This is a genomic window from Mesorhizobium erdmanii USDA 3471, assembly GCF_000472705.1.
GTDB classification, from domain to species: Bacteria; Pseudomonadota; Alphaproteobacteria; order Rhizobiales; family Rhizobiaceae; genus Mesorhizobium; species Mesorhizobium erdmanii.
Genome location: NZ_AXAE01000014.1, coordinates 120,992 through 147,652 on the forward strand (window position 1 = coordinate 120,992; position 26,661 = coordinate 147,652).

Genomic DNA, 26,661 nt, shown 5'->3' on the forward strand with positions numbered 1-26,661 from the left:
TTCCTGCGCCAATCACCTCAATAGCCCAGCGCCATCCCGTCCTTGCGCGGATCGGAGGCGCCGGTCAGTGTGCCCTTCTCCCAGTCGATCAGCACCGCTTGCCCGCCGCCAAGCGGGTGCTGCGGCTCGACGATGCGGTGGCCCCGCTTGCGCAGCCCTTCGATGGCCTCGGCGGGAATGCCGCGCTCGGCCTCGACAGTGTCATCATTGTAGAACACCCGTGGCGCGTCCAGCGCCTGCTGCGGGTCCATGCCGAAATCGATCATGTTGGTCAGAAGGTGCACGTGGCCGAACGGCTGGTAGCCGCCGCCCATGACGCCGAACGGCATCACCACGCGGCCGTTCTTCGTCGCCATGCCGGGCATGATCGTGTGCATCGGTCGCTTGCCGGGCGCGATGGCGTTGGGATGTTTGGGGTCGAGGCGGAAGCTCGAGCCACGGTTCTGCAGCACGACACCGGATTTCGGCCCGACGACGCCGCTGCCAAAGGAATAATAGGTCGAGTTGATGAAGGAAACCGCGTTGCGGTCGCGGTCGACGATCGAGATGTAGACGGTGTCGCTGCCGGGCAGTTCCAGACGCGGCAGATGTGTCATGGCCCGCTCCCGGTCGATCTCGGCGCGCAGCCGGTCGGCATAGGCGCCGGATAGGAGCTGTTTTACCGGCACCGGGACATGGTCCTGGTCGCCGACATAGCGGTCGCGGTCCTGGTAGGCGAGGCGTCCGGCCTCGATCTCCAGATGCAGGCGCTCGGCGCCATTGGGGTCGAGCCCGCCGAGCTTGAAGCCGGACAGCACGTTCAGCATCAACAGCGCGGTCAGTCCCTGATTGTTCGGCGGCATCTGATGGATGTCGTAGCCGCCATAAGAGGTGCTGACCGGCGCCACATAGTCGCCTTTGGTGGCGGCGAAATCCTCATGTGAATGCAGCCCGCCCAGCTCGTTGAGCCGGCGCACCATGTCGTCGGCGATGGCGCCCTCGTAGAATCCGGCGCGGCCCTGTTTGGCGATCACTCGCAAGGTGGCGGCGAGTTCCGGCTGGCGGTGGACGTCTCCGGCCTTCGGCGCTTGGCCGCCCGGCAGGAAGATGCGTGCGGCATACTCGTCGGCCGACAGGTCGGTCTCCGGCTCGGCCCAGTCGAAGGCGACGCGGTCATGCACGACATAGCCGTTCTCGGCATAGTGGATGGCCGGAGCCAGCACCTCGGCCAGGCTCTTGCGGCCGTGATCCTCCAGCAGCCGGCTCCAGGCGTCGACGGCGCCCGGCACCGTCACTGCGTGCGCTCCCTGCTTCGGAAGCTCGCTGAAACCCTTGTCCAGATACCAGTCGACGGTGGCCCCGGCGGGCGCGCGCCCTGAGCCGTTGAACGCCAGCACCTCGCTCTGTCCCTTCGGGCAATAGAGGACAAAACAGTCGCCGCCGATGCCGGTCGACTGTGGCTCGACCACGCCTTGCACTGCGGCGGCGCAGATGGCCGCGTCCATGGCATTGCCGCCGGCGCGCAGCATCTCGATCGCCGCGAGCGTCGACAGTGGGTGCGACGTCGCCGCGACCGCTTCGGTGGCACGAACCGGCGAGCGGCCGGGAAACTGGAAATCACGCATTCTCTCTGGATATCCCTTGGTCTGATGGATGCGGCGTTGCCATGGCGTAACACGACACGGCAACGGATCGCTTCGGCTTCTCGACACGGTGCATATTGCCAATTCTCCTCGTTAAGCCAGATGCGTATCAGGCTCGGACCCGATAAGGCGTCAGCCAGGTTTCCAGCGCATTCAGTGCCGAGATGATTGTGAAATTGATGGTGAGATAGATCGCGCCCGCGGCCACGAAAACCTCTACGGCGCGATAGGTCTGTGAAATAAGCCCCTGGGCGATGCCCGTCACTTCCATCAGGGTGACGATCGATGCGAGCGACGTACCCTTTACCATGAGGATGATCTCGTTGCTGTAGCTCGGTATGGCTTGGCGCAGCGCCAAAGGCAGAACGACGAGGCGCAGGGTGTGGAGCCGTGTCATGCCTAAGGCCGAGGCCGCCTCGAGAAGGCCGCGTGGCACACCCTGTATCGCACCCCGCAGGATTTCGCTGCCATAGGCCGCGGTATTGAGGCTGAGCGCGATGATGGCGCACCAATAGGGCTCGCGAAACAGCCACCAGAGCCCAACTGCCTGAAGTGTAGGGCGGAACTGGCCGAGTCCATAATAGATGAGGAATATCTGGACGAGCAATGGCGTGCCGCGAAAGACGGCAACGAAGGAGCGTATGGGCCAGACCAGGATCCGATGGTTTCCTTGCTGCGCCAGTGCGAGCAACAGGGCCAAGGCAAAGCCTATTGCGATCGACAACGCCGCAAGTTGCAAGGTCAACGGCAAGCCGGACAGAAGGGTGGGAACGATCTCTACAAAGAAGGCGAAGTCGATCATGCGTGGACCATGCCTCGCCACGCCCGTGCCTCGCCGTAGCGGAAGACCGATCCGGTCACCGCGGCGATGAGGAAATACAGCGCCGCGGCGGCCAGATAAAAGACGAAGGGCTCCCTCATCGATCCCGCGCCGATCTGAGATTGCCGCATCAATTCCACCAAGCCGATCACGGAGATCAAGGCCGAATCCTTGAGCACAAGCTGCCAGACATTTCCGAGGCCCGGCAGGGCGTGCCGCGTCAGTTGAGGCACGATGACGAGACGCAGCAATTGGAACCGGGACAGGCCGAGCGCCTTGCTGGCCTCGAACTGGCCGAGATCGACGGCAAGATACGCTCCGCGATAGACCTCGGCTTGATAGGCGCCCGAAATGATGCCGATCGCCAGGACGCCAGTCGCGAATGTCGGCAGCCCGACGAAGCCGGCGCTGCCGAAGAATTTTCCAATCTCGGTCAACGCTATGCTGCCGCCGTAGTAAAGCAGGTAAATCGTCAACAGATCGGGCACGCCCCTGAACACCGTGCCATAGCCCTTGGCTAACCACGACGGCACAGCTCTCGTGGAAAGCCGACCACTCGCAGCCACTGCGCCGAAGAGAGCGCCGAGCAGGAAGCCGAGGACGGACAGCGCAAACGTCACGCCTGCTGCCAAGAGCAGTGCGCCGCCCCAGCCGCCCTTGCCCAGGGACAGGATATGAAGTGCATCGGTCATGTGAAACCTGGTTGATCGGGGGGCGTCCGGCCGATCGGTCGACACCGATCGGCCGAACAAGTCCCCAAATGGCTACTTGACCGGCGTCACGTCCGTTTTCACCCATTTTTCCGAGATGCTCTTGATGGTGCCGTCGGCGATCGCGGCGCTGATCGCGTCGTTAAGCATCTGCTTGAGCTTGGTGTCTTCCTTCCTCAGGCCCGCACCCGTTCCGGCGCCGAACAGGCCGCCGACAAAGCCAGGCCCCGCTACCGTGAAGCCCGCGAATTCGGGTTTTGCGAGCGTCGCGGCGAGCGCTGTCTTCTGAGCGAATATCGCGTCGATGCGGCCCGCGGCCAGATCGAGATCGTGCTGCTCGGTCGTCTTGTATTCGCGAATCTCCACCGTGTCGCCGAAGTATTTCTTGACGAATTCGAGCATCGCCGTGGCCGCCTGGACACCGACCACCTTGCCCTTCAGCAGGGGCTTCAACTTGTCGACCGCGGCCTTGGTAGCTGCCTCATCGTCCAGTTTGAATTTCTCGGCCGAGGCGCCGAGCTTCCCCAGATCGCTATCCTTGGCGGCTGCGAAACCGCCCGGGTCGATCGCATAAGGCTGGGTGAAGTCGATGGTCTCGAGGCGTTTCGGCGTGATGAACATGCTGGCCATGATCACATCGAACTTGCCGACCTTCAGCGAAGGAATAAGTCCATCCCAATCCTGAGCGATGATGGTGCATTTGACCTTCATCCGCTCGCAAAGATTGTTGGCGAGTTCGATCTCCAGTCCGTCGAGCTTGCCGTCTGCATTGGTGAAGTTCCACGGCGCGTAGGCGCCCTCCGTGGCGATGGTAATGGCCTTGGGCGCGTCCTCGGCCAATGCGGTGTGCATGAAGCCGAACATGCTGAGTGCGGCCGCAACTGCGGCCAAACGAGAGATTTTCATATGGTTCCCCTTTTTTGATAGGCTGATCGATCTGTTCCTGCGTCCGGCCGCCTTTGCCGGTTCAAGGCCATTCTTGTCCGGCCGGCGTTCGTCACCGGCTCGGACTCACGAACTCGGCCAGCATCGGTGCTGTGCTGAGAATGTGATCCTGCATCACCTTTTCCGCGTGAAGTTCGTCGCCTGAACGCAAGGCCGCGATCACGACGGCATGCTCCTCGCGCGCGGAATGCGGCTTGTCACAATCGTCGAACCAGATGCGCATGTAGGGCTCTATCACCACATGCAGCGCAGATATCTGGTGGATGAGCTTGGGCCTCCGGCTTAGCGCACAGATACGGCCATGGAATTCCTGGTGGCGGACCACCCAGTCGCTGCTGCCGCTCTGGCCCGCGCGTTCCATGCGCTCGAGCAGGCGCTCGAGTTCCTCGAACTCCTCCTCATCGATCCGGGGCATCGCCAGCCTTACGGCTAGTCCCTCCAGAACCGAGCGAATTTCGAAAATCTCGTAAAGCTCATCGACCGTGAGGCCTGCGACCACGCATCCACGATTGGGCCGCAGAACCACCAGCCCGTCGGAGGCCAGGCGCCGAAAGGCTTCCCGCACCGGCATGCGACTCATGCCGATCTCGGCGGCAATCTCCTCCGGAATAAGCCTGTCGCCGGGTTTGTAGCGGCCGAGGCGAAGGGCTCTCTGAATGTGCCTGTAAGCCTCTTCCTCCGCAGTGGCGGACATCTGTGGCTCTGCCGGAAAGGCTGCTGGCATGGGGCACCTAAAGTATTTTTGTATCCACGTATTATCAAATCCGCATTTTATTTCATCGTCAATACCCTGTGACGACGGTTCGGAAGCCGACACCGGTGCGGTGCACCATCGGCACGATCTGTTTCGGGGCCGGGCGAGTCTTCGGATGGTGCCGAACTGGCGGCCGCCGCGGCGGCCGACAAGGACAAGGCGCGCGACGAGCATGCCGGGTTCGTCGAACCCATCTGCGCCGGCGATGCCGGCCACGCTGGCGCCCTGGCTCGCGCCCATGTACGCGGCTCCCGCGAAAATGTGCGCGGCGGCTGCAGGCGAGATCGGATTATCCGAGCTTTCTCGCCAAGGCGTCGTGAGGACGCCACGGCCTGTACACTCTCTCCAAAGAGCGTTGATCGCCGAGAAAGTGAAAGCGAGGCTACTGATGCGTGTCTTGGGTCGAGGCCTTGTTTGCCTGAGCCAGCACAGCCAGCGCCTGCTCGACATTTTTTGCCTGCGCATCGGTGCGCTCGATATGCCTTATCATCAGGTTTCGCAGCACAGCGAGCCTTGCCGCGCGATAAGCGCCACTGTTCGTTGGTTCGAAGATCATCATTGCCGCCGGCCAATCAATGCGTCGTTGCATCGATCTGACGCAGGCGCGAGCGCGCTTCGGCCAGCTGCTTTTGCTGGGATCTGATCCGGCAGCACAGCGCGAGGCTGATGCCGACGCCGCGCTCTTCGTCCAGCATTTCATTCGCTCGCGTGAGAAAGAGTTCCGCGCGCTTGACGCGCTGCCTGGCTCGCGCCAGCTCCATTTCCAGATGGTCGTGCATCGTTCCGCACCCTTGCCGTTTGCGGTCCCTTCGAAGAGAAAACCGTGGCTGGGCGCTTTGGTTCCCAATCTCCGGTAGAAGCGCGGCAGGGAGATTCAGCCCTTGTGCTCCTGAAGGCTGTTGCCGCCGTCGACCACCAGCAAAGCACCATTGACATAACTGGCGCCTTCCGAGGCCAGGAACACGACCGCTGCTGCCACCTCATCGGGCCGCCCGGCCCGCGCTGGCGGCGTATGCAGTGCCGCTGTCCGCTCCATCTCGCTCGACGCGCCGGTTTCGATCCAGCCTGGCGCCACGGCATTGACCGTGATGCCGTTTTTCGCGACTTCGAGCGCCAGTGTGCGTGTCAGCCCGACCATGCCGGCCTTGGCCGCGGAGTAAGCCGATGTGCCCTCGAACGACACCAGCGGCCCGGTGACCGACGCGACGTTGACGATGCGCCCATAGCCGGCCTCGACCATCGCGGGCAGGAACGCATGGGTGACCAGGAACGCCGTCTTCAGGCTGACGTCGATGCCGCGATCCCACTCGGCCTCGGTCATGGCGAGAAACGCCTTGTCGACCGACGGCGACGCCAGCGAACCCATGCCGGCATTGTTGACCAGTATATCGACCGCGCCGACGGTTGCCCGCAGCCGCGCGACTTCGCCGGCCTTGGTGAGATCGGCGACGACGCCCTTGGCCTCGATGCCTTCGGCGCGGAGCTCGGCGGCGCGGTCAAGCACACGCGCACTGGCGCCGGTGAGGAACACGATATGACCGGCGCTGCCAAGCTGGCGGGCAATGGCGACGCCTATGCCGTCGGCGGCTCCGGCGCCGGTGATCAGGGCGCTTTTGGGAAGGGGCATGGTCGGATCTACTCCAAAGGCTGCGTCTGCCGCTCGCGAACGGACAGCATCGGTGGCATCAGCACAAGCCTTATAATCCATCGGGAGGTCCGGCGCCGTACCGCGTGATGACCGTAGCCGCTTGCAGGTACCGGTCGCCTGGCTTCCTTAGCCGGACCTCAGGCGGGCGAGTTTGCCAAGAGGCCTCGCCAGGGCTTCGAGATCTGCAATCAGGGTGCTGGCGCGCCATTCCGCATCGACGGCGTCGCCGAGAGCGCCCGCCGCGAGTCGAAATGCGGGGTCGTTCAGCTGGCGAACGAGCGCGGCGCGGATCGTTTCCGTCGGCGCCGTGCGCGAGAGCGTGAGGCCCGCCCCGCGCTCCGTGACACGGACGGCGTTATCGGCCTGATCGCGGCCATGCGGGATGATGAGAATCGGCAGCCGATGCAGGAGTGCTGCCATCACGGTGCCATGCCCGCCATGGGTCACTACAAGCGAAGCCTCCTTCAAGATCTCGAGATGCGGCGCGCTGCGAACCACGACGGTATTCGGGGCCGGCGCCAATTCCGAGGGCTCGATCGAGCCGCCCAGCGTGACCAGAAGCCGGACGGGCAATGAGGCCGAGGCATCGATCACCCGCTGCAGGACGGCGGCGTGGTCCTGGAAGCTCGTTGAAAAGCCCGCGAGTACGAGCGGGCGGTCATCGTCCTTGCTCCAGGGCGAGGCCCAAGGTTCGGCCCAGACGGGATCGCCGAGGAGTGGACCGGCATAGCGCATATTGGGCCGCAGCACCGCCTGCTCGAAGTCGAATGCCCGTGCCGTGCCGAGCCAATGCACCGACGCGGCACTGGATTGATCGGCGAGGTGATCGAGGGGGGCGAGACCGAGCCTGGCTCGCGCCGCGTTCAGTTCCGGCAGGGCGGAATCGAAGAGGGCCTGCATCTCCGCACGCGAGGCGTCCTGGACGGCCTGCTCATGCGCGCTGCGCGCGATCCCGAGGCCCGAGCCGAGGGGCGCGATCCCCGGCAACGGGAAGAAGCTGATCATCGTGCCGAGCAGCGCCAGCTTCTGGCCGATCGCCTCCGCGCCGAGCATGGGGCCGAGCAGCATGTCGAAGCCGACAACAAGATCGGCCGGTTCGCGCCGCAACTCGTCGATCGTGTCCTCCGCATAGGCCAGCGCCGTGCCCGCAAGGAATTGGGCCACCATGCCGATGCCCTCCTTGTCGCTGACGCTCCAGTCGGGCGGATCGCCTTCGCGGGCGCGATCGACCCGGTTGGGCGCGCGCACCCAGGATCTGAACCGCGCTCCCGCCGCTTGCGCATCGGCGCGGTTCACGTCGTCGCTCATGAAGCGCACGGCATGGCCAGCGGCAACCAGGCTCTGCACGACGGGCACGATCGGCGAGACGTTGCCGCCGAGATGGGCGGTCGCAAACAGAAAGTTCAATGGCTGGCGCCTCATCATGAAGGCTCCCTTTTATGCGAGTGACGACGCTTGCGTCAGGACGGCCCTGACAAGCGTGAGCATGATCTGCGTGGCTTCGCCGCGCGAGCGCCCCATGTCGCGCCGCGCGAGTTTCCAGACATAGACATCGGTTGCGGCGACGAGTGCATCGAGCGTCCTCATCCGATCCGGGGGCGGCAGGCGCTCGAGCCAGGGCGCATAGGTCGCGGCCGTGATCGCGCGATGGCGCCCACGGCCGAGATCGAGCAGCCGCTTCAAGGCGGGGTGGCGCGGTTCCTCCGCGAGGTTGCGGATGACGCTGTCGCCCCAGGTCTCATAGATGTGGAAGAGCCGGTCGATGGCGGCCGCGACATCCCCTGGCGGTGTCTCGCGATCGACCGCGACGGTTGGAATGAAGTCGTCGACAAAAGCTTCGAGCAGTCCATCCTTGCCGCCGAACCGGCGAATGACCGTCCGTACATTGACGCCGGCCCGCCCCGCCACGTCTTCGAGCGTCACCTCGTCGAACCATTTCCCGCGCATGCTCTCGCTGAACGCGGCCAGGATTTGCCGCGCCGTTTCCTCGGCAGCCTCGGCACGGCTGGTTTGACGATAGCGGCGAGGGGTGGGAGCGCGGGTCGATTTCATGTCAACAATGATGACATTGATTTTGACCTGAGGCAATAATCATGTCATGGTCCATGACATGGAATTTGTCGGGAAGGTCCTGTCGCTCGTCTACGGTCGATCCGCATTGGCTCGAAAGCGACAGCGGCACGATTGCCTGGCGAACCGACGCTCGACGGCCCTATTGACGCAAGGACTCGGCCAACGCACGATCCCGACTTTCGGTGGCTGAAGGGGTCCGTCGTGGCTGCACTGCGCCTCAATCATGTTTCCCTGCGCGTACGCGATCTGGCAGCCAGCGCGAAGTTCTACCAGGACGCGCTCCAACTGCCCGAGATTGCCTGTGGCGCGGGGAAGCCGAACATCCGCTGGTTCGGCCTTGGCGAGGGGCAGTCGCTTCATCTGATCGAAGGTGATTTCGGCAAGACCTTCGTGACGATGTCGACGCATTTTTGCATCTCCACCACCGATTTCGCGCAGGCTTTGCAGCATTTGAAAAGCAAGGGCATTTCGTTCTGCAACCTTGCTGGCGAGATCGGCAAGGAGCATGTGAGGGCGGACGGGCAGCGATCCGTTTATCTAAGGGATCCCGATGGCTACTGGATCGAGGTCAATGGCGACTATTAAATGGTGGGCAACCGAGGAGCGTCGACTATCCAAAACCGGCTGAATTCCAAAAGTCTAGCCGGTACCAACATCGCCCGATGTGTCAAAAAGCGCTGGGAAGTCAATCGGATGGAATGGCGCGCCCGAAGAGATTCGAACTCCTGACCCCCAGATTCGTAGTCTGGTGCTCTATCCAGCTGAGCTACGGGCGCGCATCAGGCCATGTTTTCAACGGCCCCGCGATCCGATCCAAGGACCGGCCGCGATGTGTGGCAGTTCCCTAACGACTGAATTTGCGAAAAGCAAGTCGATCCGGCAAAAGTTTTGTCGCAGGCGCTTTCGCCAGTGCAGATCAGGTGTGGATTGAGCGCGGGCCGGCCTTAGCTCAAGACCAACACACTTGAAAGCGCGTCGCTCTGAAAGGGATTCGGGCGACACGCTTTAAGTCTTTGTTTTGATGCATGTCGTTGTCCCAGAACCGCTGCGCACTTCTGGGCGACATGCATTAGGCCGGGCGGCGCAGGCTGCCGCGGGCCTGGTCGAGCCGCACCGGCTGGTCGGGGATGGTAACCGCGAAAGTGGTGCGGCCACCGATCGACTCGACCAGTTCCACGTTGCCGCCATGCGCCCGGATCAGTTCGTGCGCGATGGCCAGGCCAAGGCCGGTGCCGCCGCTGCGCGCCGAGCCGCGGAACGCCGCGAACAGGTTTTCGCGCGCTTTCGGCGGCAGGCCGGGGCCGGTGTCGGAGACGGCGATGCGGCTGACGCTGCCCATGCGCTCGGCCGACACGGCGAGCCGCCGCACCACGGCGCTCTCGGTGTCCGCCGCCATTGCCTGCACCGAGTTGCGGCACAGATTGGTGAGCACCCGGAACAGCTGGTCGGAATCGGCGTCGACCTCGAACGCCGTTTCGACGGCGTTGATGAACTCGATGCCCTCCTCGATGTCGAGCAGGCCGTGCACGTCCTCGACCAGCTGACGCAGCCGCACCCTGCGGCGCGAAGGCGGCGGCTCCTGCGTGCGGCCATAGTGAAGCACGCCTTCGGAATAGGATACGGCACGGTCCAGCGCGCGCAAAAGCTTCGGCGCGAAGGCCTGCACTGTCGGATCCCTGACCTGGCGCAGGCGGTCCGAAATCAGCTGTGCGGAGGCCAGGATGTTGCGCATATCGTGGTTGATCTTCGAGACCGCCAGGCCGAGATCGGCAAGGTGCTTCTGCTCCGAGAGCATCTTTTGCAGCCGCTCCTGCATCTGCGACAGCTCGCGCTCGGCAACGCCGATCTCGTCGGCGCGGGCGGCGGGATGGATGATGCGCCCGGGGTCGTCAGGGGCTTCGGAGAAGGACAGCATCGAGCGCGTCATCGTACGGATCGGCCCGATCATGATCAGGTCGATCGCGGCATAGACCAGCATGGCGGTGAACAGCGAGATCAGCAGCGAGACGAAGGCGACGTTGCGCGAATAGATGAGCATGGCCTTGCGCAGCGAGTAATCCGGCATGATCAGCTCGAATTCCTTGTCGCTGTCGCCGACCGGACCGAAGACGCGCAGCATCCGGTCACCGCCGAAGAACAGCGTGTCGAGCGCGCCGGCCATGCCCTTGATCATGCCGATGCTGGCGAGATCGATATGCTCGTCGACCTGCGGCGGCATGTCCGCCACCACCAGCAGCCGCGAGACGCCGCCATCGCGCACCGCGATCGCCTTGGCGCCGATCGCCATCAGCACGTCATTCTGCGCCGTGCGCGACAGCGAGGTCGACTCGCCCTGCACCAGCACGATCGACACGGCCGCTGCCGTGCTCAGCCGCTCCTTGAGCCAGCTCAGCCGGTAGCTGGCGATCCAGGGCAGGAAGATGAGCACTTCGGCCAGAAGCACGAAAACGATGGTGAGCAGCAGGAGTTTTGTCGACAGGCCGCGCGACAGCGGCACAGAACGGACGGCGGCTGGCGCCGTTCCGATACCTTCCCCCGCTTGGCTGGCTTCGCTCATGCGACTCTGTCTTCACAATCACTTGATCAGCCAACATTAGGCGATTACGGCATTTTTGCCAATTTCATCCTTTGGCCGGAACATTAAATTACCGTCATGAAGCCTGCGTCCACGGTGCGACGACCCCGGATTGACTTCCAAAACCCTTCTTTCTATAAGCCCGCTCACGCTCGGGCCATTCGTCCCGGCGCGGTTTCGATCGCGCCAAAGCCGGCCCGGCAAAGCTCCTGTTACACAGTGACAGAATCAAGAAGGGCCGCACCCCGCGGTATTAAAACAAATGAAGCGTACCTACCAACCGTCCAAACTCGTCCGCAAACGCCGGCATGGTTTCCGTGCTCGCATGGCCACCAAGGGTGGTCGTGGCGTCGTCGCAGCTCGCCGCAATCGCGGCCGCAAGCGGCTCAGCGCCTAAGCGAGACGAGATCGTTGCCCGCAACCGGCAAGCCAGTGGGGCAAAATCCCAAGCGGCTTCTGAAACGCGCGGAATTCCTGGCCGTCCGTCGTGGTGAAAAGCGACGCGGACGGTTTTTCCTCGTCGAGGTCCTCGACCGCGGCGACGGCGGTGTGCCGCGCGTCGGCTACACCGTCACCAAGAAGGTCGGCAACGCTGTTGTGCGCAACCGCGTCAGGCGGCGGCTGAAAGAAGCCGTCCGCGTCCATGCCGCGGATGACATGGTGCCCGGCAATGATTATGTCATCGTCGGGCGCGACGATGCGCTGCGCGCCGCCTTCGGCCAGTTGAAGGCCGAACTCTCCCGCCGACTTCGCGGAACACGATAGGCCAAGGGCTCTCGATGGAAAACAACCGGAACTTCTTCATCACCATCGCGCTGTCGGTGCTGATCCTGACTTTGTGGCAGGTTTTCTACATGAACCCGCGCGTCGAAGCGCAGCGCGAGGCCGCCAAGGTCGAGCAGCAGCGCGTCGAAGAGCAGAAGAAGGCGGCCGAGGCGGCCAACCCGGGAGCCGGCACGCCGGCTCTGGCTCCGGGCACCATCCCCAACGCACCCGGCGGCGACCTCGTCACCGCCGCCAGCCGCGACCAGGCGCTTGTCACTTCGAAGCGCGTCAAGATCGACACGCCCAGCCTCGAAGGCTCGATCAACCTGACCGGTGCGCGCCTCGACGACCTCAAGCTGAAGCACTACACCGAGACCGTCGACAAGAATTCGCCCGAGATCAGCCTGCTCAACCCGCAGGCTCTGCCCACCGGCTACTTCGCCGAGATCGGCTTTGTCGGCAACGACAAGACCGGTACGGTGCCGGGTTCGGAGACGGTGTGGAGCGTCGAAGGCAATCCGACGCTCAGCCCGTCGACACCGGTGACGCTCACCTACACCAATGACAAGGGCCTGACCTTCAAGCGGACCTTCTCCGTCGACGCCAACTACATGTTCACCGTGTCGGACACGGTGCAGAATTCCGGCTCGAGCGCGGTCTCGCTGTTCAACTACGGCCGCGTCACGCGCTATGACAAGCCGGCCGTCGCCAGCACCTATGTGCTCCACGAAGGCCTGATCGGCGTCACGGGCACCGAGGGTCTGGCCGAATACAAATACGCCAAGATCGAATCCGACAAGCAGATTACGCCCGGCAAGTCGACCGACGGCTGGCTCGGCATCACCGACAAGTACTGGGCCGTCACGCTGGTGCCGACCGAAAAGCAGCCGTTCCAGCCGCGCTATGCCTTTTTCGAGGACGGCCGCCACCGCTACCAGTCCGACTTCCTCACCGATGCGATCAATGTCGATGCCGGCCAGTCCGCGACCGTCGAGACCGAGATCTTCGCCGGCGCCAAGGAAGTCGCCAAGATCAACGCCTATGAGGCGGACCGTCATATTCGACAGTTCAATCTGTTGATCGACTGGGGCTGGTTCTATTTCATCACCAAGCCGATGTTCTGGCTGATCGACACGCTCTACAAATTCTTCGGAAATTTTGGCCTGGCGATCCTTGCCACCACCGTCATCGTCAAGGCGCTTTTCTTCCCGCTCGCCAACAAGTCCTACGCGTCGATGGCGAACATGAAGAAGGTGCAGCCTAAGATGCTGGAAATCCGCGAGAAATACGCGGACGACAAGATGAAGCAGCAGCAGGCGATGATGGAGCTGTACAAGACCGAGAAGATCAATCCGCTTGCCGGCTGCTGGCCGGTGGCGCTGCAGATCCCGGTCTTCTTCTCGCTCTACAAGGTGCTCTACATCACCATCGAGATGCGCCACGCGCCGTTCTTCGGCTGGATCCAGGATCTGGCGGCGCCCGATCCGACGTCGCTGTTCAACCTGTTCGGCCTGATCCCGGTGACGCTGCCGCACATGCTGATGATCGGTGTGTGGCCGCTGATCATGGGTGTCACCATGTTCCTGCAGATGCGCATGAACCCGACGCCGCCGGATCCGACACAGGCCGCGATCTTCACCTGGATGCCTGTTATCTTCACCTTCATGATGGCGGGTTTCCCGGCCGGCCTTGTCATCTACTGGGCCTGGAACAACACGCTGTCGATCCTCCAGCAGGGCGTCATCATGAAGCGCCAGGGTGCCAAGATCGAGCTGTGGGACAATCTGGTCGCGCTGTTTCGAAAGAAACCATCGCCGGCGGAGTAAAGAACCCTGTCTTCTCGAAAAGCCCGGCTCGTCCGGGCTTTTTCTTTGCGCTGGTGTTCGTTCACGTTCCCGTGATCGGCGAAACTGCCGACGCTCGCCAGGCGTGACTGCGTGTGCATTTCCAAAGGCTATCAATTCCGATCAGCCCTCACCCGGAGGAAGACCACATGCGCTTGCCATCATTCAGGACCATTGCCATTTCCGCACTCGTCGCCGGCGTGGCGATTGCCGCCCCGGCCTACGCCAAGAACCCGAATGTCGGCGGCGCGCCGATGTACGCCACCAAGAACATCGTCCAGAACGCCGTCAACTCGAAGGACCACACGACGCTGGTCGCCGCCGTCAAGGCCGCCGGCCTGGTCGACACGCTGCAGGGCGCCGGCCCGTTCACCGTCTTCGCGCCGACCAACGAGGCCTTCGCGGCACTGCCCAAGGGCAATGTCGATACGCTGTTGAAGCCGGAGAACAAGGACAAGCTCACCAAGGTGCTGACCGCGCATGTCGTGGCCGGCAAGATCTCGGGCGCCGAGATGATGAAGAAGGCCAAGGCGATGGGCGGCAAATACGAGATGAAGACCGTCTCGGGCGACACGCTCACCGCCGAGGTCAAGAAGGGCAAGCTCTACATCATGGACGAGTCCGGCGGCGAGGCGAAGGTGACGATCGCCGACGTCAACCAGTCGAACGGCGTCATCCACGTCGTCAACAAGGTTCTGTTGCCGAAGTAACGGCTTCCGGCGAAAGGGTGATCGGCAGGTCGCTAGGCTTTCTCGACCCGCCATCCCCGCCTCATGACGAGGTGCCATGTTTCTTGGGAAGCCGCATCGGCGAGGCCGGGGTCCTGTAGTCCCTCACAGGACCCCGGTTTCTTTTTGCGTTCAGTCGAGACTGCCAGGCTCGGCGGCCGAACTCCGGGCGCCGCCCTTCACTCCATGACGGCGCTGTGGTCGACCTTGGCCGGCGTGCCCGGCTTGCGCAGCAAAAGCACCAGCGGAATGGCGGCCAGCGACAGGATCATCATCAGCTTGAAGTCGTCCATGTAGCTGATAACAGTCGCCTGCAGCGTCACCACGCCGTCCAGCGCCGCGCGGCCGGCTGCCGTGTAGGGGTTCATCGCCTGCGCGATCGCCGGATTGCCGAACGCCTGGTTGAAGGGCGTCACATACGCGGCGATGTTGGCATGGTTGATCTGCACGTTCTGCGTCAAGAGCGCGGTGACGACCGATATGCCGACACTGGAGCCGATGTTGCGCGACAGATTGTAAAGCCCCGTGCCTTCCGCCCGCCGTTCCGGCGCCAGCGTGGCGAAGGTGATGGTGGTCAGCGGCACGAACAGGAAGCCCAGGCCGGCGCCCTGGACGAAACCGGTGCTGATGATGGTCCATTGCGAGACATCGGGCGTCCAGCCGGTCATGTCGTACATCGCCCAGGCGGTGATCGCGAGGCCGATGAACAGCAGCCATCGTGTATCCACCTTGCCGATCAGCCTGCCGACGAGGAACATGCAGGCCATCGTGCCCAGGCCGCGTGGGCCCATGACGATGCCGGCCGTCACCACCGGATAGCCCATCAGCGTCTGCAAATAGGGCGTCATCAGCGCCAGCGAAGCGAGATAGGTGATGCCGATGATGAAGATGAAGATCATGCCGACGGCGAAATTCCGGTCGAGGAACAGGCGCGGATTCACGAAGGTGTTCTTGGCGGTGAAGGTGTGGACGAGGAAGATGTAGAAGGCCGACGCACAGATCAGCGCCTCGACGATGATCTCGGATGAGGAAAACCAGTTGAGCTGCTCGCCGCGGTCGAGAAACATCTGCAAAGCCGCGATGGTGATGCTGAGCATGCCGAAACCCAGCCAGTCCAGCCTCGCCTTGAAGTCCAGTTTGGTTTCCAGGACGTACAGCGACACGCCGGCGAAGGCCAGCGCGCCGATCGGCACGTTGATGTAGAAAACCCAGCGCCAGGAGACATTCTCGGTCAGCCAGCCGCCGATGACGGGACCCAGCACCGGCCCGACCATGACGGAAACGCCGAACAGCGCCATTGCCGAGCCGCGCTCTTCGACGCTGTAGATGTCGAGCAGGATCGACTGCGACAGCGGCACCAGGGCGGCGCCGAACAGGCCCTGCAGGAGGCGGAAGCCGACGATCTGCGACAGCGACTGCGCGAAGCCGCACAGCACCGAGGCGACGACGAAGCCGGTGATCGAGGTCAACAGGATGCGCTTGCGGCCGAAACGATTGGCGAGATAGCCAGATGGCGGCGTCATCACCGCGGCGGCGACGATATAGGAGGTCAGCACCCAGTTGATCTGGTCGGCACTGGCCGAAACGCTGCCCTGGATATAGGGCAGCGCCACATTGGCGATGGTCGTGTCCAGCGCCTGCATGATGACGGCCAGGATCACGCAAGCCGTGATGGCGCCGCGATTGGCAACCACCGGTGTGGTACCTGCCGCGGTCGCGCTGGTCATGATTTCTGTCCGAACCGGTTGACGAGGTTGGTGACGAAGTCGGGCAGGCCGCGCGCATGGCCGGTCTCGACGTCGACCACGACGCTCATGCCGCCGCGCAGCGGCAGCTTGCCCTGCGGATCATCGACCGTCACCCGCATCGGAATACGCTGCACGACCTTGACCCAGTTGCCGGTGGTGTTCTGCGCCGGCAGCAGCGAGAAGCTCGACGACGAGGCCGGGCTGATCGAGGCCACTGTGCCGTGCCAGACGGCACCCGGATAGCTGTCGACGCTGATCGTCGCCGTCTGTCCCGGCCGCACATAGGTCAGCTCGGTTTCCTTCGGCTCCGCCTCGATCCACAGATCGGTCGACGACACCAGGCTGAAGGCCGGCTGCGAGGCCGGCAGATACTTGCCGACCTGCAGCGCGTCGACATTGGTGACGATGCCGTCGAACGGCGCCTTGACGATAGAGTCGTTGAGATTGCGCTGTGCGTCGTCGACGCCCGACTGGGCCTGCAGATAGAACGGGTTCTTCTCCACGGGCTGGTTGGCGTCGCCGCCCAGCTGGGCAAGCATGGCCTGCGCCTGCGCCTTGGCGACGGACACTTTCTGGCGCGCCGCGACGAGGTCGTGCTGGGCACTGTCGAAAGTCGCCTTGGAAGCGGTGGACGTCTTGAGCAGGTCCTGCTGCCGCTGAAAGGCGGCCTCGTAATAGGGAATGTCGGCCTCGGCCTGCTCGATCTGCGACAGCGATTGTTGGTAACTGGCCTGCAGGGTCAACACCTGGTTGCGCACCGTCCCAAGCTGCGCCTGGGCGGCGGCGAGCGCGGTTTCGAAGGCGGCCGGTCGCAGCCGGAACAGCACGTCGCCCTTCTTCACCGCCTGGTTCTCGTGCACGTCGATCTCCTGCACCGTACCGGAGACGTCGGTGGACACGCCGAGCGACTGCGCCTGGATGTAGGCATTGTCGGTCGTCATCACCTGACCGCCGGTCACGTAATAATAGCCGCCGACCACCAGCGCGACGGGCAGCAAGGCAAACAGCACCGGCCGCGTCAGGCTACGCTTCGGCCTGGCCGGCGCGGGAGCAGGAGGGGCAACGGCGATCGGGGCCTGCTGCGGCTGCGGCTCCCTGGCCGGCGCCTCGAGTGCGGCCGGCTCCAGGGCAACCGGGGCTTCCAGCTCTTCATTGTCGACGGCGGCATTGGCTCGCCTCTGTTCGCGCTCGCTGTCCAGCCGGATGATCTGATCGCCGGCTCGACCCGTGGACGCATCGTCTTTGGCGGGTTTCTTGGGGGATGTTGATTCAGCCATGTACTTTCTCCGGGTCGACGGCTGGCTGGGTGCAAGCCGCGAGCAGATTGGATTTGATCAAGCTTAGGGTTTGCAGCAGGTGCTGCTGTGCATCGGACGAGAGACCGGCGAAGGCCTCGTCGCGTGTTTTCTGGCCGTTGCCACGCATGGTCGCGACCAGCGGGCGGGCCTTCGGCGTCAGGTAAAGCAGCCAGGCTCGGCGGTCGGCGGGGTTGGCGCGGCGCTCGACGAAGCCGCGCGCCTCCATCTTGTCCAGCAGCCGTGCCAGCGTGATCGGCATGATCTCGATAAGATCGGCGAGCTTGTTCTGGTGAATGCCTTCATGCAGGCAGAGACAGGCCAGCACCTGCCATTGGGCTCGGGTCAGCCCCGACATCAGCGAACGCTGCTCAAACCGCTTTCTAAGCAGGCGCGCAACGTCGTGCAGCACGAAGCTGATATTTGGCGAGGAGGACATGGGAGATGGGAGCAACTTTTCGTGAGCATGCTTATTATCATCATGCACATAATCCTGCTGGACGGCTCGCGCAAGACGGGCTAAGCCGCGAAAAAGAAAAATTGCATGGGCCACGACAGCGACTAGGCGCTTGGCGGTGGGAATTCGCCGGCAAGGATTTGACGAATGAACTGGATCAAGATCGCAGCGGTCGCGGCTCTCCTGGGCTGCCCCGATGTGGCGGTTGCGAAGCAAGCGTTCAGTTGCGGCGGCGCCGCCGTGCTTGGCGGTGCGCAATTGAATTGCAGCCACGTCGAACCCAAGGCGCCGCCGCAATTCTGCACGTTTAGCTGGGCTCTGCACACCACGGCGGGCGATCAGAAAATTGTCGAAGGCTCCTTCCTGCTGCCGCCCGGAGCGTCAAATGTCACGGTCTACCAGGGCAGCGGTTTCGACAGCGCGCTGTCCGATCCGATCGTAATCTGTCGCGGCAACAAGTGAGCTTGTCCGCAACGGAAGGCTCGCTCTTCAGTCGATTGGTGCTATAGGGCGGATCACGTTATTTTGACCAGGCGCCTTCGGTTCCGGATGCGCCTGTCTGCCAATTCCCGGACGAAACGACATGGACGGACCCAACCCTGGCATCAAGCACCCGATCCCGATGCACACACGCGTCGGCTTCCTGAAGCCATTGGTGACCGCGCCGAACATCGAGGTCGGCGACTTTACCTATTATGACGACCCGGACGGGCCGGACAAATTCGCCGAAAAGTGCGTGCTGCACCACTATCCCTTCATCGGCGACAAGCTGATCATCGGCAGGTTCTGCGCCATCGCCGAAGGCACGCGCTTCATCATGAACGGCGCCAACCACGCCATGTCCGGTTTTTCGACCTATCCGTTCAACATCTTCGGCCATGGCTGGGAACAGGGCTTCGACCCGGCGACATGGTCGAAAGAAGTGCGCGGCGACACGGTGGTCGGCAGCGATGTCTGGATCGGCATGGAGGCGGTGATCCTGCCCGGTGTGGAAATCGGCCATGGCGCCATCGTCGCCGCCAAATCGGTGGTGACGCACGATGTGCCGCCCTATGCAATCGTTGCCGGCAACGCGGCTAAAATGGTGAAGATGCGTTTCGACGACAGGACGATCAATCGGCTGCTGGCATTGGCATGGTGGGACTGGCCGGTGGACAAGATCGGCCGCAACCTCGATGCCATCAGGGGCGCCGATATCTCTCTTCTGGAGGCAGCAGCTTGAGCGCTCAAAACAGCACGACGATCGGCACGGATCTGTTTACGCGCGAGTGGATATTCATCCGCGGCGTGCCGGCCATGAAATTCCTGCCGCCGGAAGGGCCGCCGGAAATCGCCTTTGCCGGCCGCTCCAATGTCGGCAAGTCGTCGCTGATCAACGCGCTGGTCAACCAGAAGGGGCTGGCGCGCACCTCCAACACGCCGGGCCGCACGCAGGAACTCAACTATTTCGTGCCGGGCGGATTTTCGGGCGAGGGCGCCGATCTGCCGCCGATGGCGCTGGTCGACATGCCGGGCTACGGCTATGCCAGCGCGCCCAAGGAAAAGGTCGACGACTGGACCAAGCTGGTCTTCGACTATCTCAAGGGCCGCGTCACGCTGAAGCGGGTCTACGTGCTGATCGACGCCCGTCACGGCATCAAGGCCAAGGACGACGAGGTGCTGTCGCTGCTCGACAAGGCGGCGGTGTCCTACCAGATCGTGCTGACCAAGACCGACAAGATCAAGGTCGCCGGCGTGCCGCGGCTGATCGAGGAGACGCTGCAAAAGATCAAGAAGCGTCCGGCTGCGTTTCCGTTCGTGCTGGCGACGTCATCGGAAAAGACCGAGGGCCTCGAAGAACTGCAGGCGGCGATCGTGCTTGCCGCCAATGGCGGTTAAGCCGGCATAGAGTGTGCTCCTGTCCAACAGGGCCGGCGGTGCCTTACGGCCTTGCCTCCAGGGCAATCATCTGGTGGCGTTCTTCCTCGGCCAGCCTTTCGGTGCCGTAGGCCTTCAGGAAGATGTCGACGCCCGATCTGACGATGTGATCGATTTCTTCCTGGCTCGGGGCCTTGGTGCGGTAAGCGAAGATGCATTGGCGAAACAGGCCGGCCAGGCAAAGTTCGGTGAACTGATAGGCGGCAAGATCGACATCGTCGATCTTGAGCAGGCCGCGTTCGATGGCGGCATTGAGGAATTCCATGACCTTGTCATGGCCGCGTTTGGGGCCGCGTTCGTAAAACCGCGCGCCCATGTCCGGTATTCTGTCGGAGGCGCCGATCACCGTGCGCTGCGCCTGGACGACCCTGGCCGAGGTGATCTTCATGGACAGCGCCTTGCCGTACTTCACCAGCGTCTGGCGCAAATCGTCGGCGCGGTCGAGCATCTCGTACATGTTCTTGAAGATGGTGCCGCGCTCTTCCTCGATCAGCGCCTCGAACAGCTCTTCCTTGTTGGCGAAATAGACATAGATGGTGCCCTTGGAGACACCGGCTTCGCGCGTGATGTCGTTCATCGAAGCCGCCTCGAAGCCCTTGTCTATGAAGACCCGGCGGGCGCCGTCGATGATCTGGCTGCGCTTGACGGGATCCTGTCCGGCCGCCGGGCGTCCGCGGCGCAAGCTCTCCAGCAGGTCGCACTGCTCCTTGTCGAGATTGGCTGAGGTTTTGGCATTGGGTAAGGTTTCGGCCATGGGGTGACACCTCGAAAAATAATTCGAACCAACCGGTTCGATTGCCTCTTGATATGGTCCTCTTTTCGCGCTATGTCAACGGCCGGATCGAACCGAACGGTTCAGTATTATTACTTTAGAGAGATGTCATGTCCTCGAACGCGCCCAGCACCGCCGAAGTCCGCCCTTTCCCAAATGCCAAGGTCGCTCCGGCGACGGAAGCCCCGGAAATCCCCGTCCGGCCGGTCGTCGCACCGCCGCCCGCGGCTGAAGCTCCGGCCAAGAAGAAGCGCTCGGTGCGTTCCTTCCTGCTGCCGATCATCGGTCTTGCCCTGCTGGGCGGCGGTGCCTGGTACGGCTATGACTACTGGACCACGGGCCGTTTCATGATCTCGACCGACGACGCTTATGTCCAGGCCGACATGGCGTTCGTCTCGCCGAAGATTTCCGGCTATGTCGACCAGGTCAAGGTCAGCGAGAACCAGATGGTCAAGGCTGGCGACCCGCTGCTGACGATCGACGATGGCGACTACAGAATAGCTGTCGCCCAGGCCGAGGCGCAGATCGCGACGCTGGCCAAGACCCTCGACCGCATCGACGCGCAGACCAAGGCCGCGCAGGCTTCCCTGCAGCAGGCCCAGGCGCAGAAGGTGGCCGACCAGGCCGCCGCCGACAATGCCGGTCGGGCCCAGCAGCGCGCCGCGCAACTGCTCAAGACGCATGTCGGCACGCAGGCGCAGCTGGATGACGCCCAGACTGCGCTCGACCAGGCCAATGCCGCGCTGGTTGGCGCCGACGCCCAGATCGCTGCGGCGCAGGCCAATATCGGTGTGCTCGAGGCGCAGCGCGCCGAGTCGGCGAGCACGCTCGCCTCCTTGCAGCTGAACCGCGACAAGGCCGCTCGCGACCTGTCCTTCACCGTGCTCAAGGCGCCTTATGACGGCGTCGTCGGCAACCGCTCCGTCGAGCAGGGCGACCTCGTCAGCCCCGGCCAGAAGCTCGCCGTCGTCGTGCCGATGGACAAGCTCTACATCGTCGCCAACTTCAAGGAGACGCAGCTCGCCCGGCTGGTTCCCGGCGAAAAGGTCAACATCTCGGTCGACGCCATCGACGGCCAGCCCATCCAGGGAACCGTCTCGTCGCTCGCTCCGGCTTCGGGCGCGGTGTTTTCGCTGTTGCCGCCGGAAAATGCCACCGGCAACTTCACCAAGGTGGTGCAGCGTGTCCCGGTCCGCATCGATGTTCCGGCTGATGCCTTGAAGACCGGCAAGCTGCGCGCGGGCTTGAGCGTTGTCGTCAACGTCGACAGCCGCACCGCACCGGCCGCCACGACCAACTAAGCGCTTTTCGGAGGGCGGCCCGGTGGCTGATTGAGCACCGAGCCGCCCGGCCTGCCTCAAGGAGGCCCATTGAATGGCAACCGCAACCATCACCGCAGGAGCGCCGCCGGCAATGCCGGCTGTCCCCGACACCATTTCCACACGCCGCATCATTGCCTTCCTGGCGATGGTCTTCGGCATGTTCATGGCGATCCTCGACATCCAGATCGTCTCGGCCTCGCTGTCCGAGATCCAGGCGGGCCTGAGCGCCAGCTCCGATGAAATTCCGTGGGTGCAGACGGCCTATCTGATCGCCGAAGTGGTCATGATCCCGCTGTCGGGCTTCCTAAGCCGCATGCTGTCGACGCGCGTGCTGTTCACGATTGCCGCTGCCGGCTTCACCGCGGCCAGCGCCCTTGCCGCGACCGCCACCAACATCGACCAGATGATCGTCTACCGCGCCGTGCAAGGTTTCATCGGCGGCGGCATGATCCCGAGCGTCTTCGCCGCGGCCTTCACCATCTTCCCTCCTTCGCGTCGCGCCATCGTCTCGCCGATGATCGGCCTGGTGGCGACGCTGGCGCCGACCATCGGCCCGACCGTCGGCGGCTATATCAGCCACGCCTTTTCATGGCATTGGCTGTTCCTGGTCAATGTCGTGCCCGGCATCCTGGTGGCGACCGCCGCCTGGTCGCTGATCGATTTCGACAAGCCGAACCTCAAGCTGTTCAACAAGTTCGACTGGTGGGGCCTCGCCGGCATGGCGGCCTTCCTCGGCTGCATGGAGTATGTGCTGGAGGAAGGTCCGAACAATGACTGGCTGCAGGACCAGGGGGTGTTCATCTGCGCCATCGTCATGACCGTCGGCGCGCTGGTCTTCTTCTGGCGTGTCTTCACCGCCGAGGAACCGATCGTCGACCTCCGGGCCTTCAGCAACATCAACTTCGCTTTCGGCTCGCTGTTTTCCTTCGTCATCGGCATCGGCCTCTACGGCCTGACCTATCTCTATCCGGTCTTTCTCGGCCGCATCCGCGGCTACGATTCGATGATGATCGGCGAGGCGCTGTTCGTCAGCGGCCTGGCGATGTTCGTCACCGCGCCGATCTCCGGCTTCCTGTCGAGCAAGATGGATTTGCGGCTGATGATGATGATCGGCTTCTTCGGCTTCGCCACCGGCACCTGGTGGATGACGCACCTGACCGCCGACTGGGATTTCTACGAGCTGCTGATCCCGCAGATCCTGCGCGGCTGTTCGATGATGCTGTGCATGGTGCCGATCAACAACATCGCGCTCGGCACTTTGCCGCCCGACCGGTTGAAGAACGCTTCCGGCCTGTTCAACCTCACCCGCAACCTCGGCGGTGCGGTCGGCCTTGCCCTCATCAACACCGTGCTGATCGACCGCAACGCCTTCCATTATGCAAGGCTCGCCGAGCATGTGCAGTGGGGCAGTGCCGCCGCGCAGACCAAGCTGCAGAACATGACACTCAACTTCGAGCAGACCACCGGCCTCGACGCGGCCAGCGCGGCGATCTCCAAGCTGTCGGGCATGGTCCAGCAGCAGGCGGCGCTGCTGTCCTTCATGGACGTGTTCTACATGCTGACTGTGCTGTTCGCGACACTCGGCCTGTTCACCATGCTCATCAACAAGCCGGCCGCGCCGGGGGGTGGAGGCGGCGGCGGGCACTGAGCAATTCCAGGACAAGTGTGAAGCGGGTTTTCCGGGACAAGCGCGTAGCGCTTGTCCTTGGGAGTTGCGTCAAACAAAAACTACCATTCGCGGGCAGCGGTTTCGGGAAGCTCCTCCAGTCCACGCCCGAAAGCCTAGACCGCGCAAAAAAACTCCGGGCCGCAAGACCCGGAGTTTTTTGCATGTATGGCCTGTTCAGGCCGTGGCAGGCTTGAAGGTCAGCGCCACGCCGTTGATGCAATGGCGCAGGCCGGTCGGCGCCGGACCATCGTCGAAGACATGGCCGAGATGGCCGCCGCAGCGGCGGCAATGCACTTCGGTGCGGGTCATGCCGAGGGACCGGTCCTCGGTCTTGCCGATGCCATTGGCGATCTCCTGCCAGAAGCTCGGCCAGCCGGTGCCGGAATCGAATTTCGTCTCCGAGGGATAGACCGGCAGGTCGCAGCCGGCGCAGGCGAAAATGCCCTTGCGGTGCTCGTTGAGCAGCGGGCTGGTGCCGGGATATTCCGTGCCTTCCTTGCGCAGCACGTCGAAGGCGGCCGGCGATAGGATGGCTTTCCACTCGGCGTCGGTCTTGGTGACCTCGAATTTTTCGGCCGCCTGCGCGGTCTGCGGGTCGCCGATGCGCAGCAGTGTCGCCGCGGCGCCGATGACGCCAATGGCGGCGGCTCCACTCAAAAGAAAGTCCCGACGGTTCATGACCAGTTCCTCCTGTCGTCTGTTTTGCCAAACTATTGCGCCACACGGAAATAAAAAGCGGTGACGCTCACCCTCGAACGCAACTCCGCGCCGTTCCACGTTTGACCGTGGCCGGCGCGGAGCACGCGTGTCGATTGCGGATCACGGGAGCGGGATGACGCGATCGACTAAGGGCTCTTGCTGCAAGTACGTCGCGGCAAGCCCTTTGTTACAGTTTCGGGCCGATCACATCTTCGGCAACAGAACCTTGTCGATGACATGGATGACGCCGTTCGACTGCTCGACATCGGCAATCGTCACATTGGCGACATTGCCGTTCTCGTCGGTGACGGTGACCTTGCCGCCCTCGGCCTTCAGCGACAGCTCGCAGCCGCCGACGGTCTTGACCTTGTGCGTGCCGCCGTCGGCCTTGGCCATCGAGGCCACGTCCGCCGCCATCGCCTTGGCGCCGATGACATGGCAGGTCAGGATCTTGACGAGCTTGTCCTTGTTCTCGGGCTTGAGCAGCGTGTCGACCGTGCCGGCCGGCAGTGCGGCAAAGGCCTCGTTGGTCGGGGCGAACACGGTGAAAGGACCGGCGCCCTGCAGGGTCTCGACAAGGCCGGCAGCCTTGACGGCGGCTACGAGGGTGGTGTGATCCTTCGAATTGACGGCATTTTCGACGATGTTCTTGTTGGCATACATGGCGGCACCGCCGACCATCGGATTTTCAGCATAGGCAGCGGTGGCAAGCGCGGAAATGGCGATCGTACCGGCGAGCAAAAGGGTGGCGTATTTACGCATGATGTCTAACTCCTCGGGTTTTTCTCTTCCCATTCTTGGGAACGCGAGGAGATACGGAACACGAATGCGTGAGTTTCAGAATATTTTTGGATTTTTAATTTATTCACCCGGCCAAAGAGATTTATCGAGTGCAACGTTTAGCCGAATCACGCGGTTTCCTGGGCGCATGATACATAAGATAGATTTGAACTATACGGGAAAAATCTTGGCTGCGAGGAGAAGATCAGATGCTCTTCAGGTCACCCGCGGCAACCACCGGTCCTGTCGGCTGTCCGGTCGGCGAGCCGCCCGCAGGCTCCAGGCTGACGGCCAGCACCGCGCCTTGCGCGAGCTTCTGCTGCGCCGCGGGCGAGACGACGATGTGGGCCGTCGCTCCGGCCGGGATGACGCCCATCGACACCGGCGCGTTCTTGCCTTCGATCATCCACAGCTCAAAGTCCTTGCCGGCGGCGCGTTCACCGGAGACGTGAGACAGGCCCACTTCATGATGCGCGGCGTCATAGACGGCGAGGTATTTGACGTCGCTGCCGTCGGCGGCCAGCGAGGCGACAAGTCGCGCCTGCGGTTGCACGGCTGGAGGATTGAGGTAAGGCACGGCAATGTAGATCGCCAGTGCCGCGACCGCTGCCGCGGCGAGGCCGCGCCAGAAGGCGAGGCTGGACCACAGGCCAGCTGGCGCCTCGGCCGAGGTGGTCGCGGTCGATGCAAACAGCCTGCGGTCGATCGCCGGCTTCACCGCGGCCGGCGGCTCGATTTCCGGATAGGCGGCGGCCAGCGGCGAGAGATGGATCTCCCAACCATCGACAAGGCGCGCGAAGTCGGTGTCGGTGTCAATGCGCCTGGCCGCGATCTGCCGCTCTTCCGCCGGCAGAACGCCGAGAACGTATTCGGCCGCGAACATGTCGTCGCCCCCACGTTCCGGTCCATTGTCCTCTGCCAGCGTCATCTTTCCAGACATTCTCTGAGTTTCATCAAGCTGCGGCGCAGCCAGGTACGCATCGTGTTCAACGGCACGCCGTGGCGTTCCGCCAGCTCGGCATAGCTTTCGCCCTTGAGATAAGCGCCCCGGACGGCCGCCGCCCGGTCTTTCTCCAGCTCATCGAGGCAATGATGGATGCGTTCGGACTCGTCGCCCGCCACCACCATCGCTTCAGGTCCCGGTGCCGGATCGGCCACGTCGAGCGCGGCATCGATATCGGCGGCAGGCTTGCGCCGCGCCCTTATGCGATCGATCGAATGGTTTCGCGCGATCGCCACCAGCCAGGAAATCGGACTGAGATCGGAAACAGCAAAACGATCCGCCTTCATCCATATCTTGACGAAGACCTCTTGTAGCGCTTCTTCCGCTTCTCCCCGATCATTCAATACACGAAGGCAGACGCCGAAAAGTTTCGCGCTGGTCTGCCGGTAGAGCAGATCGAACGCGGCCCGATCCTTCATCGAAGTCCGGACGATCAGCTTGGTGATGTCCTGCGGCGTCATGCGTGCCAACCTAGGGGATTGCGTTGCATTTGCAACGCCGTAAATATTCTGTGC

At 63.1% G+C, this 26,661-nt stretch carries 29 protein-coding genes and 1 tRNA gene; 10 read left to right on the top strand and 20 right to left on the bottom strand.

Going from position 1 to position 26,661, the window contains the following annotated elements:
- Nucleotides 1–17: 17 nt before the first annotated feature.
- From ggt to A3AU_RS1000000137255, 10 genes are all read right to left on the bottom strand, one after another.
- Entirely contained in the window at nt 18–1,604 is a 1,587-nt protein-coding gene (ggt, locus tag A3AU_RS0111040) for a gamma-glutamyltransferase (RefSeq protein ID WP_027052869.1), read from the bottom strand.
- A gap of 127 nt (nt 1,605–1,731) precedes the next feature.
- The gene (locus tag A3AU_RS0111045) at nt 1,732–2,424 is read right to left on the bottom strand and encodes an ABC transporter permease (RefSeq protein ID WP_027052870.1); all 693 of its coding nucleotides are present in this window, start codon (nt 2,422–2,424) and stop codon (nt 1,732–1,734) included.
- Nucleotides 2,421–3,134, bottom strand: coding sequence for an ABC transporter permease (locus A3AU_RS0111050; protein ID WP_027052871.1), 714 nt, complete (start codon nt 3,132–3,134; stop codon nt 2,421–2,423). Before A3AU_RS0111050 ends, A3AU_RS0111045 begins: the two co-directional genes overlap by 4 nt.
- 72 nt (nt 3,135–3,206) lie before the next feature.
- The gene (locus A3AU_RS0111055) at nt 3,207–4,058 is read right to left on the bottom strand and encodes a transporter substrate-binding domain-containing protein (protein ID WP_027052872.1); all 852 of its coding nucleotides are present in this window, start codon (nt 4,056–4,058) and stop codon (nt 3,207–3,209) included.
- Nucleotides 4,059–4,149: 91 nt separating this feature from the next.
- On the bottom strand, nt 4,150–5,091 hold the full coding sequence (locus tag A3AU_RS0111060; RefSeq protein WP_245235458.1) for a GntR family transcriptional regulator: 942 nt from the start codon (nt 5,089–5,091) through the stop codon (nt 4,150–4,152).
- 142 nt (nt 5,092–5,233) lie between these two features.
- Complete coding sequence (locus tag A3AU_RS1000000139805; protein ID WP_167335230.1) at nt 5,234–5,410, bottom strand: hypothetical protein; 177 nt, start codon at nt 5,408–5,410, stop codon at nt 5,234–5,236.
- Between the two features lie 13 nt (nt 5,411–5,423).
- Nucleotides 5,424–5,630 (bottom strand): hypothetical protein, encoded by a 207-nt coding sequence (locus A3AU_RS0111070; RefSeq protein ID WP_027052874.1) that lies wholly within the window; start codon nt 5,628–5,630, stop codon nt 5,424–5,426.
- Between the two features lie 95 nt (nt 5,631–5,725).
- Complete coding sequence (locus tag A3AU_RS0111075) at nt 5,726–6,478, bottom strand: SDR family NAD(P)-dependent oxidoreductase (RefSeq protein WP_027052875.1); 753 nt, start codon at nt 6,476–6,478, stop codon at nt 5,726–5,728.
- Between the two features lie 147 nt (nt 6,479–6,625).
- The gene (locus tag A3AU_RS0111080; RefSeq protein WP_051355338.1) at nt 6,626–7,924 is read right to left on the bottom strand and encodes a nucleotide disphospho-sugar-binding domain-containing protein; all 1,299 of its coding nucleotides are present in this window, start codon (nt 7,922–7,924) and stop codon (nt 6,626–6,628) included.
- Nucleotides 7,925–7,936: 12 nt separating this feature from the next.
- Entirely contained in the window at nt 7,937–8,587 is a 651-nt protein-coding gene (locus A3AU_RS1000000137255; protein ID WP_051355339.1) for a TetR/AcrR family transcriptional regulator, read from the bottom strand.
- A gap of 186 nt (nt 8,588–8,773) precedes the next feature.
- Between A3AU_RS1000000137255 and A3AU_RS0111090 the strand changes: the two genes are divergently transcribed.
- Entirely contained in the window at nt 8,774–9,157 is a 384-nt protein-coding gene (locus A3AU_RS0111090; RefSeq protein ID WP_027052877.1) for a VOC family protein, read from the top strand.
- A 114-nt stretch (nt 9,158–9,271) separates the two neighbouring features.
- On the opposite strand, the gene A3AU_RS0111095 is transcribed toward A3AU_RS0111090, so the two are convergent.
- Nucleotides 9,272–9,348: transfer RNA gene (locus A3AU_RS0111095), tRNA-Arg, on the bottom strand.
- 293 nt (nt 9,349–9,641) lie between these two features.
- On the bottom strand, nt 9,642–11,129 hold the full coding sequence (locus A3AU_RS0111100; RefSeq protein ID WP_027052878.1) for an ATP-binding protein: 1,488 nt from the start codon (nt 11,127–11,129) through the stop codon (nt 9,642–9,644).
- Nucleotides 11,130–11,409: 280 nt separating this feature from the next.
- On the opposite strand from A3AU_RS0111100, the gene rpmH reads away from it, so the two are divergent.
- The 4 genes from rpmH (at nt 11,410) to A3AU_RS0111120 (ending at nt 14,466) form a co-directional block, all read left to right on the top strand.
- Nucleotides 11,410–11,544, top strand: coding sequence for a 50S ribosomal protein L34 (gene rpmH, locus A3AU_RS0111105; protein WP_008833937.1), 135 nt, complete (start codon nt 11,410–11,412; stop codon nt 11,542–11,544).
- A 14-nt stretch (nt 11,545–11,558) separates the two neighbouring features.
- Nucleotides 11,559–11,912, top strand: coding sequence for a ribonuclease P protein component (gene rnpA / locus A3AU_RS0111110; protein ID WP_027052879.1), 354 nt, complete (start codon nt 11,559–11,561; stop codon nt 11,910–11,912).
- A 14-nt stretch (nt 11,913–11,926) separates the two neighbouring features.
- Entirely contained in the window at nt 11,927–13,738 is a 1,812-nt protein-coding gene (gene yidC, locus A3AU_RS0111115) for a membrane protein insertase YidC (protein ID WP_027052880.1), read from the top strand.
- Between the two features lie 167 nt (nt 13,739–13,905).
- Nucleotides 13,906–14,466 carry a fasciclin domain-containing protein gene (locus A3AU_RS0111120; RefSeq protein ID WP_027052881.1) on the top strand — a complete coding sequence of 187 codons (561 nt, stop codon included), beginning with the start codon at nt 13,906–13,908 and terminating at the stop codon, nt 14,464–14,466.
- A gap of 197 nt (nt 14,467–14,663) precedes the next feature.
- Here the strand turns inward: A3AU_RS0111120 and A3AU_RS0111125 are convergent, their stop codons facing one another.
- From A3AU_RS0111125 to A3AU_RS0111135, 3 genes are read right to left on the bottom strand one after another with little or no spacing between them, the layout of a single operon-like run.
- Nucleotides 14,664–16,211, bottom strand: coding sequence for a DHA2 family efflux MFS transporter permease subunit (locus A3AU_RS0111125; RefSeq protein WP_027052882.1), 1,548 nt, complete (start codon nt 16,209–16,211; stop codon nt 14,664–14,666).
- The gene (locus A3AU_RS0111130) at nt 16,208–17,509 is read right to left on the bottom strand and encodes an HlyD family secretion protein (RefSeq protein ID WP_027052883.1); all 1,302 of its coding nucleotides are present in this window, start codon (nt 17,507–17,509) and stop codon (nt 16,208–16,210) included. Before A3AU_RS0111130 ends, A3AU_RS0111125 begins: the two co-directional genes overlap by 4 nt.
- Nucleotides 17,502–17,966 (bottom strand): MarR family winged helix-turn-helix transcriptional regulator, encoded by a 465-nt coding sequence (locus A3AU_RS0111135; RefSeq protein WP_027052884.1) that lies wholly within the window; start codon nt 17,964–17,966, stop codon nt 17,502–17,504. Before A3AU_RS0111135 ends, A3AU_RS0111130 begins: the two co-directional genes overlap by 8 nt.
- 165 nt (nt 17,967–18,131) lie before the next feature.
- Between A3AU_RS0111135 and A3AU_RS0111140 the strand changes: the two genes are divergently transcribed.
- From A3AU_RS0111140 to yihA, 3 genes are all read left to right on the top strand, one after another.
- Nucleotides 18,132–18,446, top strand: a complete 315-nt coding sequence (locus tag A3AU_RS0111140) for a hypothetical protein (protein WP_027052885.1) — start codon at nt 18,132–18,134, stop codon at nt 18,444–18,446.
- A gap of 121 nt (nt 18,447–18,567) precedes the next feature.
- Nucleotides 18,568–19,206 (top strand): CatB-related O-acetyltransferase, encoded by a 639-nt coding sequence (locus tag A3AU_RS0111145; protein WP_027052886.1) that lies wholly within the window; start codon nt 18,568–18,570, stop codon nt 19,204–19,206.
- Entirely contained in the window at nt 19,203–19,862 is a 660-nt protein-coding gene (gene yihA / locus A3AU_RS0111150) for a ribosome biogenesis GTP-binding protein YihA/YsxC (RefSeq protein ID WP_032917187.1), read from the top strand. The genes A3AU_RS0111145 and yihA overlap by 4 nt, the downstream gene beginning before the upstream one ends.
- Nucleotides 19,863–19,905: 43 nt before the next feature.
- Here the strand turns inward: yihA and A3AU_RS0111155 are convergent, their stop codons facing one another.
- Nucleotides 19,906–20,655, bottom strand: a complete 750-nt coding sequence (locus A3AU_RS0111155) for a TetR/AcrR family transcriptional regulator (RefSeq protein WP_027052888.1) — start codon at nt 20,653–20,655, stop codon at nt 19,906–19,908.
- Nucleotides 20,656–20,783: 128 nt separating this feature from the next.
- Between A3AU_RS0111155 and A3AU_RS0111160 the strand changes: the two genes are divergently transcribed.
- The gene (locus tag A3AU_RS0111160) at nt 20,784–21,974 is read left to right on the top strand and encodes an HlyD family secretion protein (protein WP_027052889.1); all 1,191 of its coding nucleotides are present in this window, start codon (nt 20,784–20,786) and stop codon (nt 21,972–21,974) included.
- Between the two features lie 73 nt (nt 21,975–22,047).
- Entirely contained in the window at nt 22,048–23,643 is a 1,596-nt protein-coding gene (locus tag A3AU_RS0111165; RefSeq protein WP_027052890.1) for a DHA2 family efflux MFS transporter permease subunit, read from the top strand.
- 195 nt (nt 23,644–23,838) lie between these two features.
- Here the strand turns inward: A3AU_RS0111165 and msrB are convergent, their stop codons facing one another.
- The 4 genes from msrB to A3AU_RS0111185 all read right to left on the bottom strand — a co-directional run bounded on the left by msrB (nt 23,839) and on the right by A3AU_RS0111185 (nt 26,607).
- Nucleotides 23,839–24,342 carry a peptide-methionine (R)-S-oxide reductase MsrB gene (gene msrB / locus A3AU_RS0111170; protein ID WP_027052891.1) on the bottom strand — a complete coding sequence of 168 codons (504 nt, stop codon included), beginning with the start codon at nt 24,340–24,342 and terminating at the stop codon, nt 23,839–23,841.
- 225 nt (nt 24,343–24,567) lie between these two features.
- Nucleotides 24,568–25,125 (bottom strand): fasciclin domain-containing protein, encoded by a 558-nt coding sequence (locus A3AU_RS0111175; protein WP_027052892.1) that lies wholly within the window; start codon nt 25,123–25,125, stop codon nt 24,568–24,570.
- Nucleotides 25,126–25,348: 223 nt separating this feature from the next.
- Nucleotides 25,349–26,071: an anti-sigma factor gene (locus A3AU_RS0111180; RefSeq protein WP_027052893.1), complete on the bottom strand. Its 723-nt coding sequence runs from the start codon at nt 26,069–26,071 to the stop codon at nt 25,349–25,351.
- Entirely contained in the window at nt 26,068–26,607 is a 540-nt protein-coding gene (locus A3AU_RS0111185; protein WP_027052894.1) for a sigma-70 family RNA polymerase sigma factor, read from the bottom strand. The genes A3AU_RS0111180 and A3AU_RS0111185 overlap by 4 nt, the downstream gene beginning before the upstream one ends.
- Between the last annotated feature and the right edge of the window lie 54 nt (nt 26,608–26,661).

What these genes read in the sequence shown, in the direction of transcription:
- A3AU_RS0111160 (WP_027052889.1), top strand. Translation starts at nt 20,784, where the DNA reads ATGTCCTCGAACGCGCCCAGCACCGCCGAAGTCCGCCCTTTCCCAAAT.
- A3AU_RS0111125 (WP_027052882.1), bottom strand. Translation starts at nt 16,211, where the DNA reads ATGACCAGCGCGACCGCGGCAGGTACCACACCGGTGGTTGCCAATCGC.
- A3AU_RS0111130 (WP_027052883.1), bottom strand. Translation starts at nt 17,509, where the DNA reads ATGGCTGAATCAACATCCCCCAAGAAACCCGCCAAAGACGATGCGTCC.
- A3AU_RS0111175 (WP_027052892.1), bottom strand. Translation starts at nt 25,125, where the DNA reads ATGCGTAAATACGCCACCCTTTTGCTCGCCGGTACGATCGCCATTTCC.
- ggt (WP_027052869.1), bottom strand. Translation starts at nt 1,604, where the DNA reads ATGCGTGATTTCCAGTTTCCCGGCCGCTCGCCGGTTCGTGCCACCGAA.
- A3AU_RS0111135 (WP_027052884.1), bottom strand. Translation starts at nt 17,966, where the DNA reads ATGTCCTCCTCGCCAAATATCAGCTTCGTGCTGCACGACGTTGCGCGC.
- A3AU_RS0111185 (WP_027052894.1), bottom strand. Translation starts at nt 26,607, where the DNA reads ATGACGCCGCAGGACATCACCAAGCTGATCGTCCGGACTTCGATGAAG.
- A3AU_RS0111045 (WP_027052870.1), bottom strand. Translation starts at nt 2,424, where the DNA reads ATGATCGACTTCGCCTTCTTTGTAGAGATCGTTCCCACCCTTCTGTCC.
- A3AU_RS0111120 (WP_027052881.1), top strand. Translation starts at nt 13,906, where the DNA reads ATGCGCTTGCCATCATTCAGGACCATTGCCATTTCCGCACTCGTCGCC.
- A3AU_RS0111055 (WP_027052872.1), bottom strand. Translation starts at nt 4,058, where the DNA reads ATGAAAATCTCTCGTTTGGCCGCAGTTGCGGCCGCACTCAGCATGTTC.
- A3AU_RS0111050 (WP_027052871.1), bottom strand. Translation starts at nt 3,134, where the DNA reads ATGACCGATGCACTTCATATCCTGTCCCTGGGCAAGGGCGGCTGGGGC.
- A3AU_RS0111070 (WP_027052874.1), bottom strand. Translation starts at nt 5,630, where the DNA reads ATGCACGACCATCTGGAAATGGAGCTGGCGCGAGCCAGGCAGCGCGTC.
- msrB (WP_027052891.1), bottom strand. Translation starts at nt 24,342, where the DNA reads ATGAACCGTCGGGACTTTCTTTTGAGTGGAGCCGCCGCCATTGGCGTC.
- A3AU_RS0111080 (WP_051355338.1), bottom strand. Translation starts at nt 7,924, where the DNA reads ATGATGAGGCGCCAGCCATTGAACTTTCTGTTTGCGACCGCCCATCTC.
- A3AU_RS0111075 (WP_027052875.1), bottom strand. Translation starts at nt 6,478, where the DNA reads ATGCCCCTTCCCAAAAGCGCCCTGATCACCGGCGCCGGAGCCGCCGAC.
- A3AU_RS0111145 (WP_027052886.1), top strand. Translation starts at nt 18,568, where the DNA reads ATGGACGGACCCAACCCTGGCATCAAGCACCCGATCCCGATGCACACA.
- A3AU_RS0111165 (WP_027052890.1), top strand. Translation starts at nt 22,048, where the DNA reads ATGGCAACCGCAACCATCACCGCAGGAGCGCCGCCGGCAATGCCGGCT.
- A3AU_RS0111060 (WP_245235458.1), bottom strand. Translation starts at nt 5,091, where the DNA reads ATGGGCGCGAGCCAGGGCGCCAGCGTGGCCGGCATCGCCGGCGCAGAT.
- yidC (WP_027052880.1), top strand. Translation starts at nt 11,927, where the DNA reads ATGGAAAACAACCGGAACTTCTTCATCACCATCGCGCTGTCGGTGCTG.
- A3AU_RS0111180 (WP_027052893.1), bottom strand. Translation starts at nt 26,071, where the DNA reads ATGACGCTGGCAGAGGACAATGGACCGGAACGTGGGGGCGACGACATG.
- rpmH (WP_008833937.1), top strand. Translation starts at nt 11,410, where the DNA reads ATGAAGCGTACCTACCAACCGTCCAAACTCGTCCGCAAACGCCGGCAT.
- A3AU_RS1000000139805 (WP_167335230.1), bottom strand. Translation starts at nt 5,410, where the DNA reads ATGATGATCTTCGAACCAACGAACAGTGGCGCTTATCGCGCGGCAAGG.
- A3AU_RS0111155 (WP_027052888.1), bottom strand. Translation starts at nt 20,655, where the DNA reads ATGGCCGAAACCTTACCCAATGCCAAAACCTCAGCCAATCTCGACAAG.
- A3AU_RS0111100 (WP_027052878.1), bottom strand. Translation starts at nt 11,129, where the DNA reads ATGAGCGAAGCCAGCCAAGCGGGGGAAGGTATCGGAACGGCGCCAGCC.
- A3AU_RS0111140 (WP_027052885.1), top strand. Translation starts at nt 18,132, where the DNA reads ATGAACTGGATCAAGATCGCAGCGGTCGCGGCTCTCCTGGGCTGCCCC.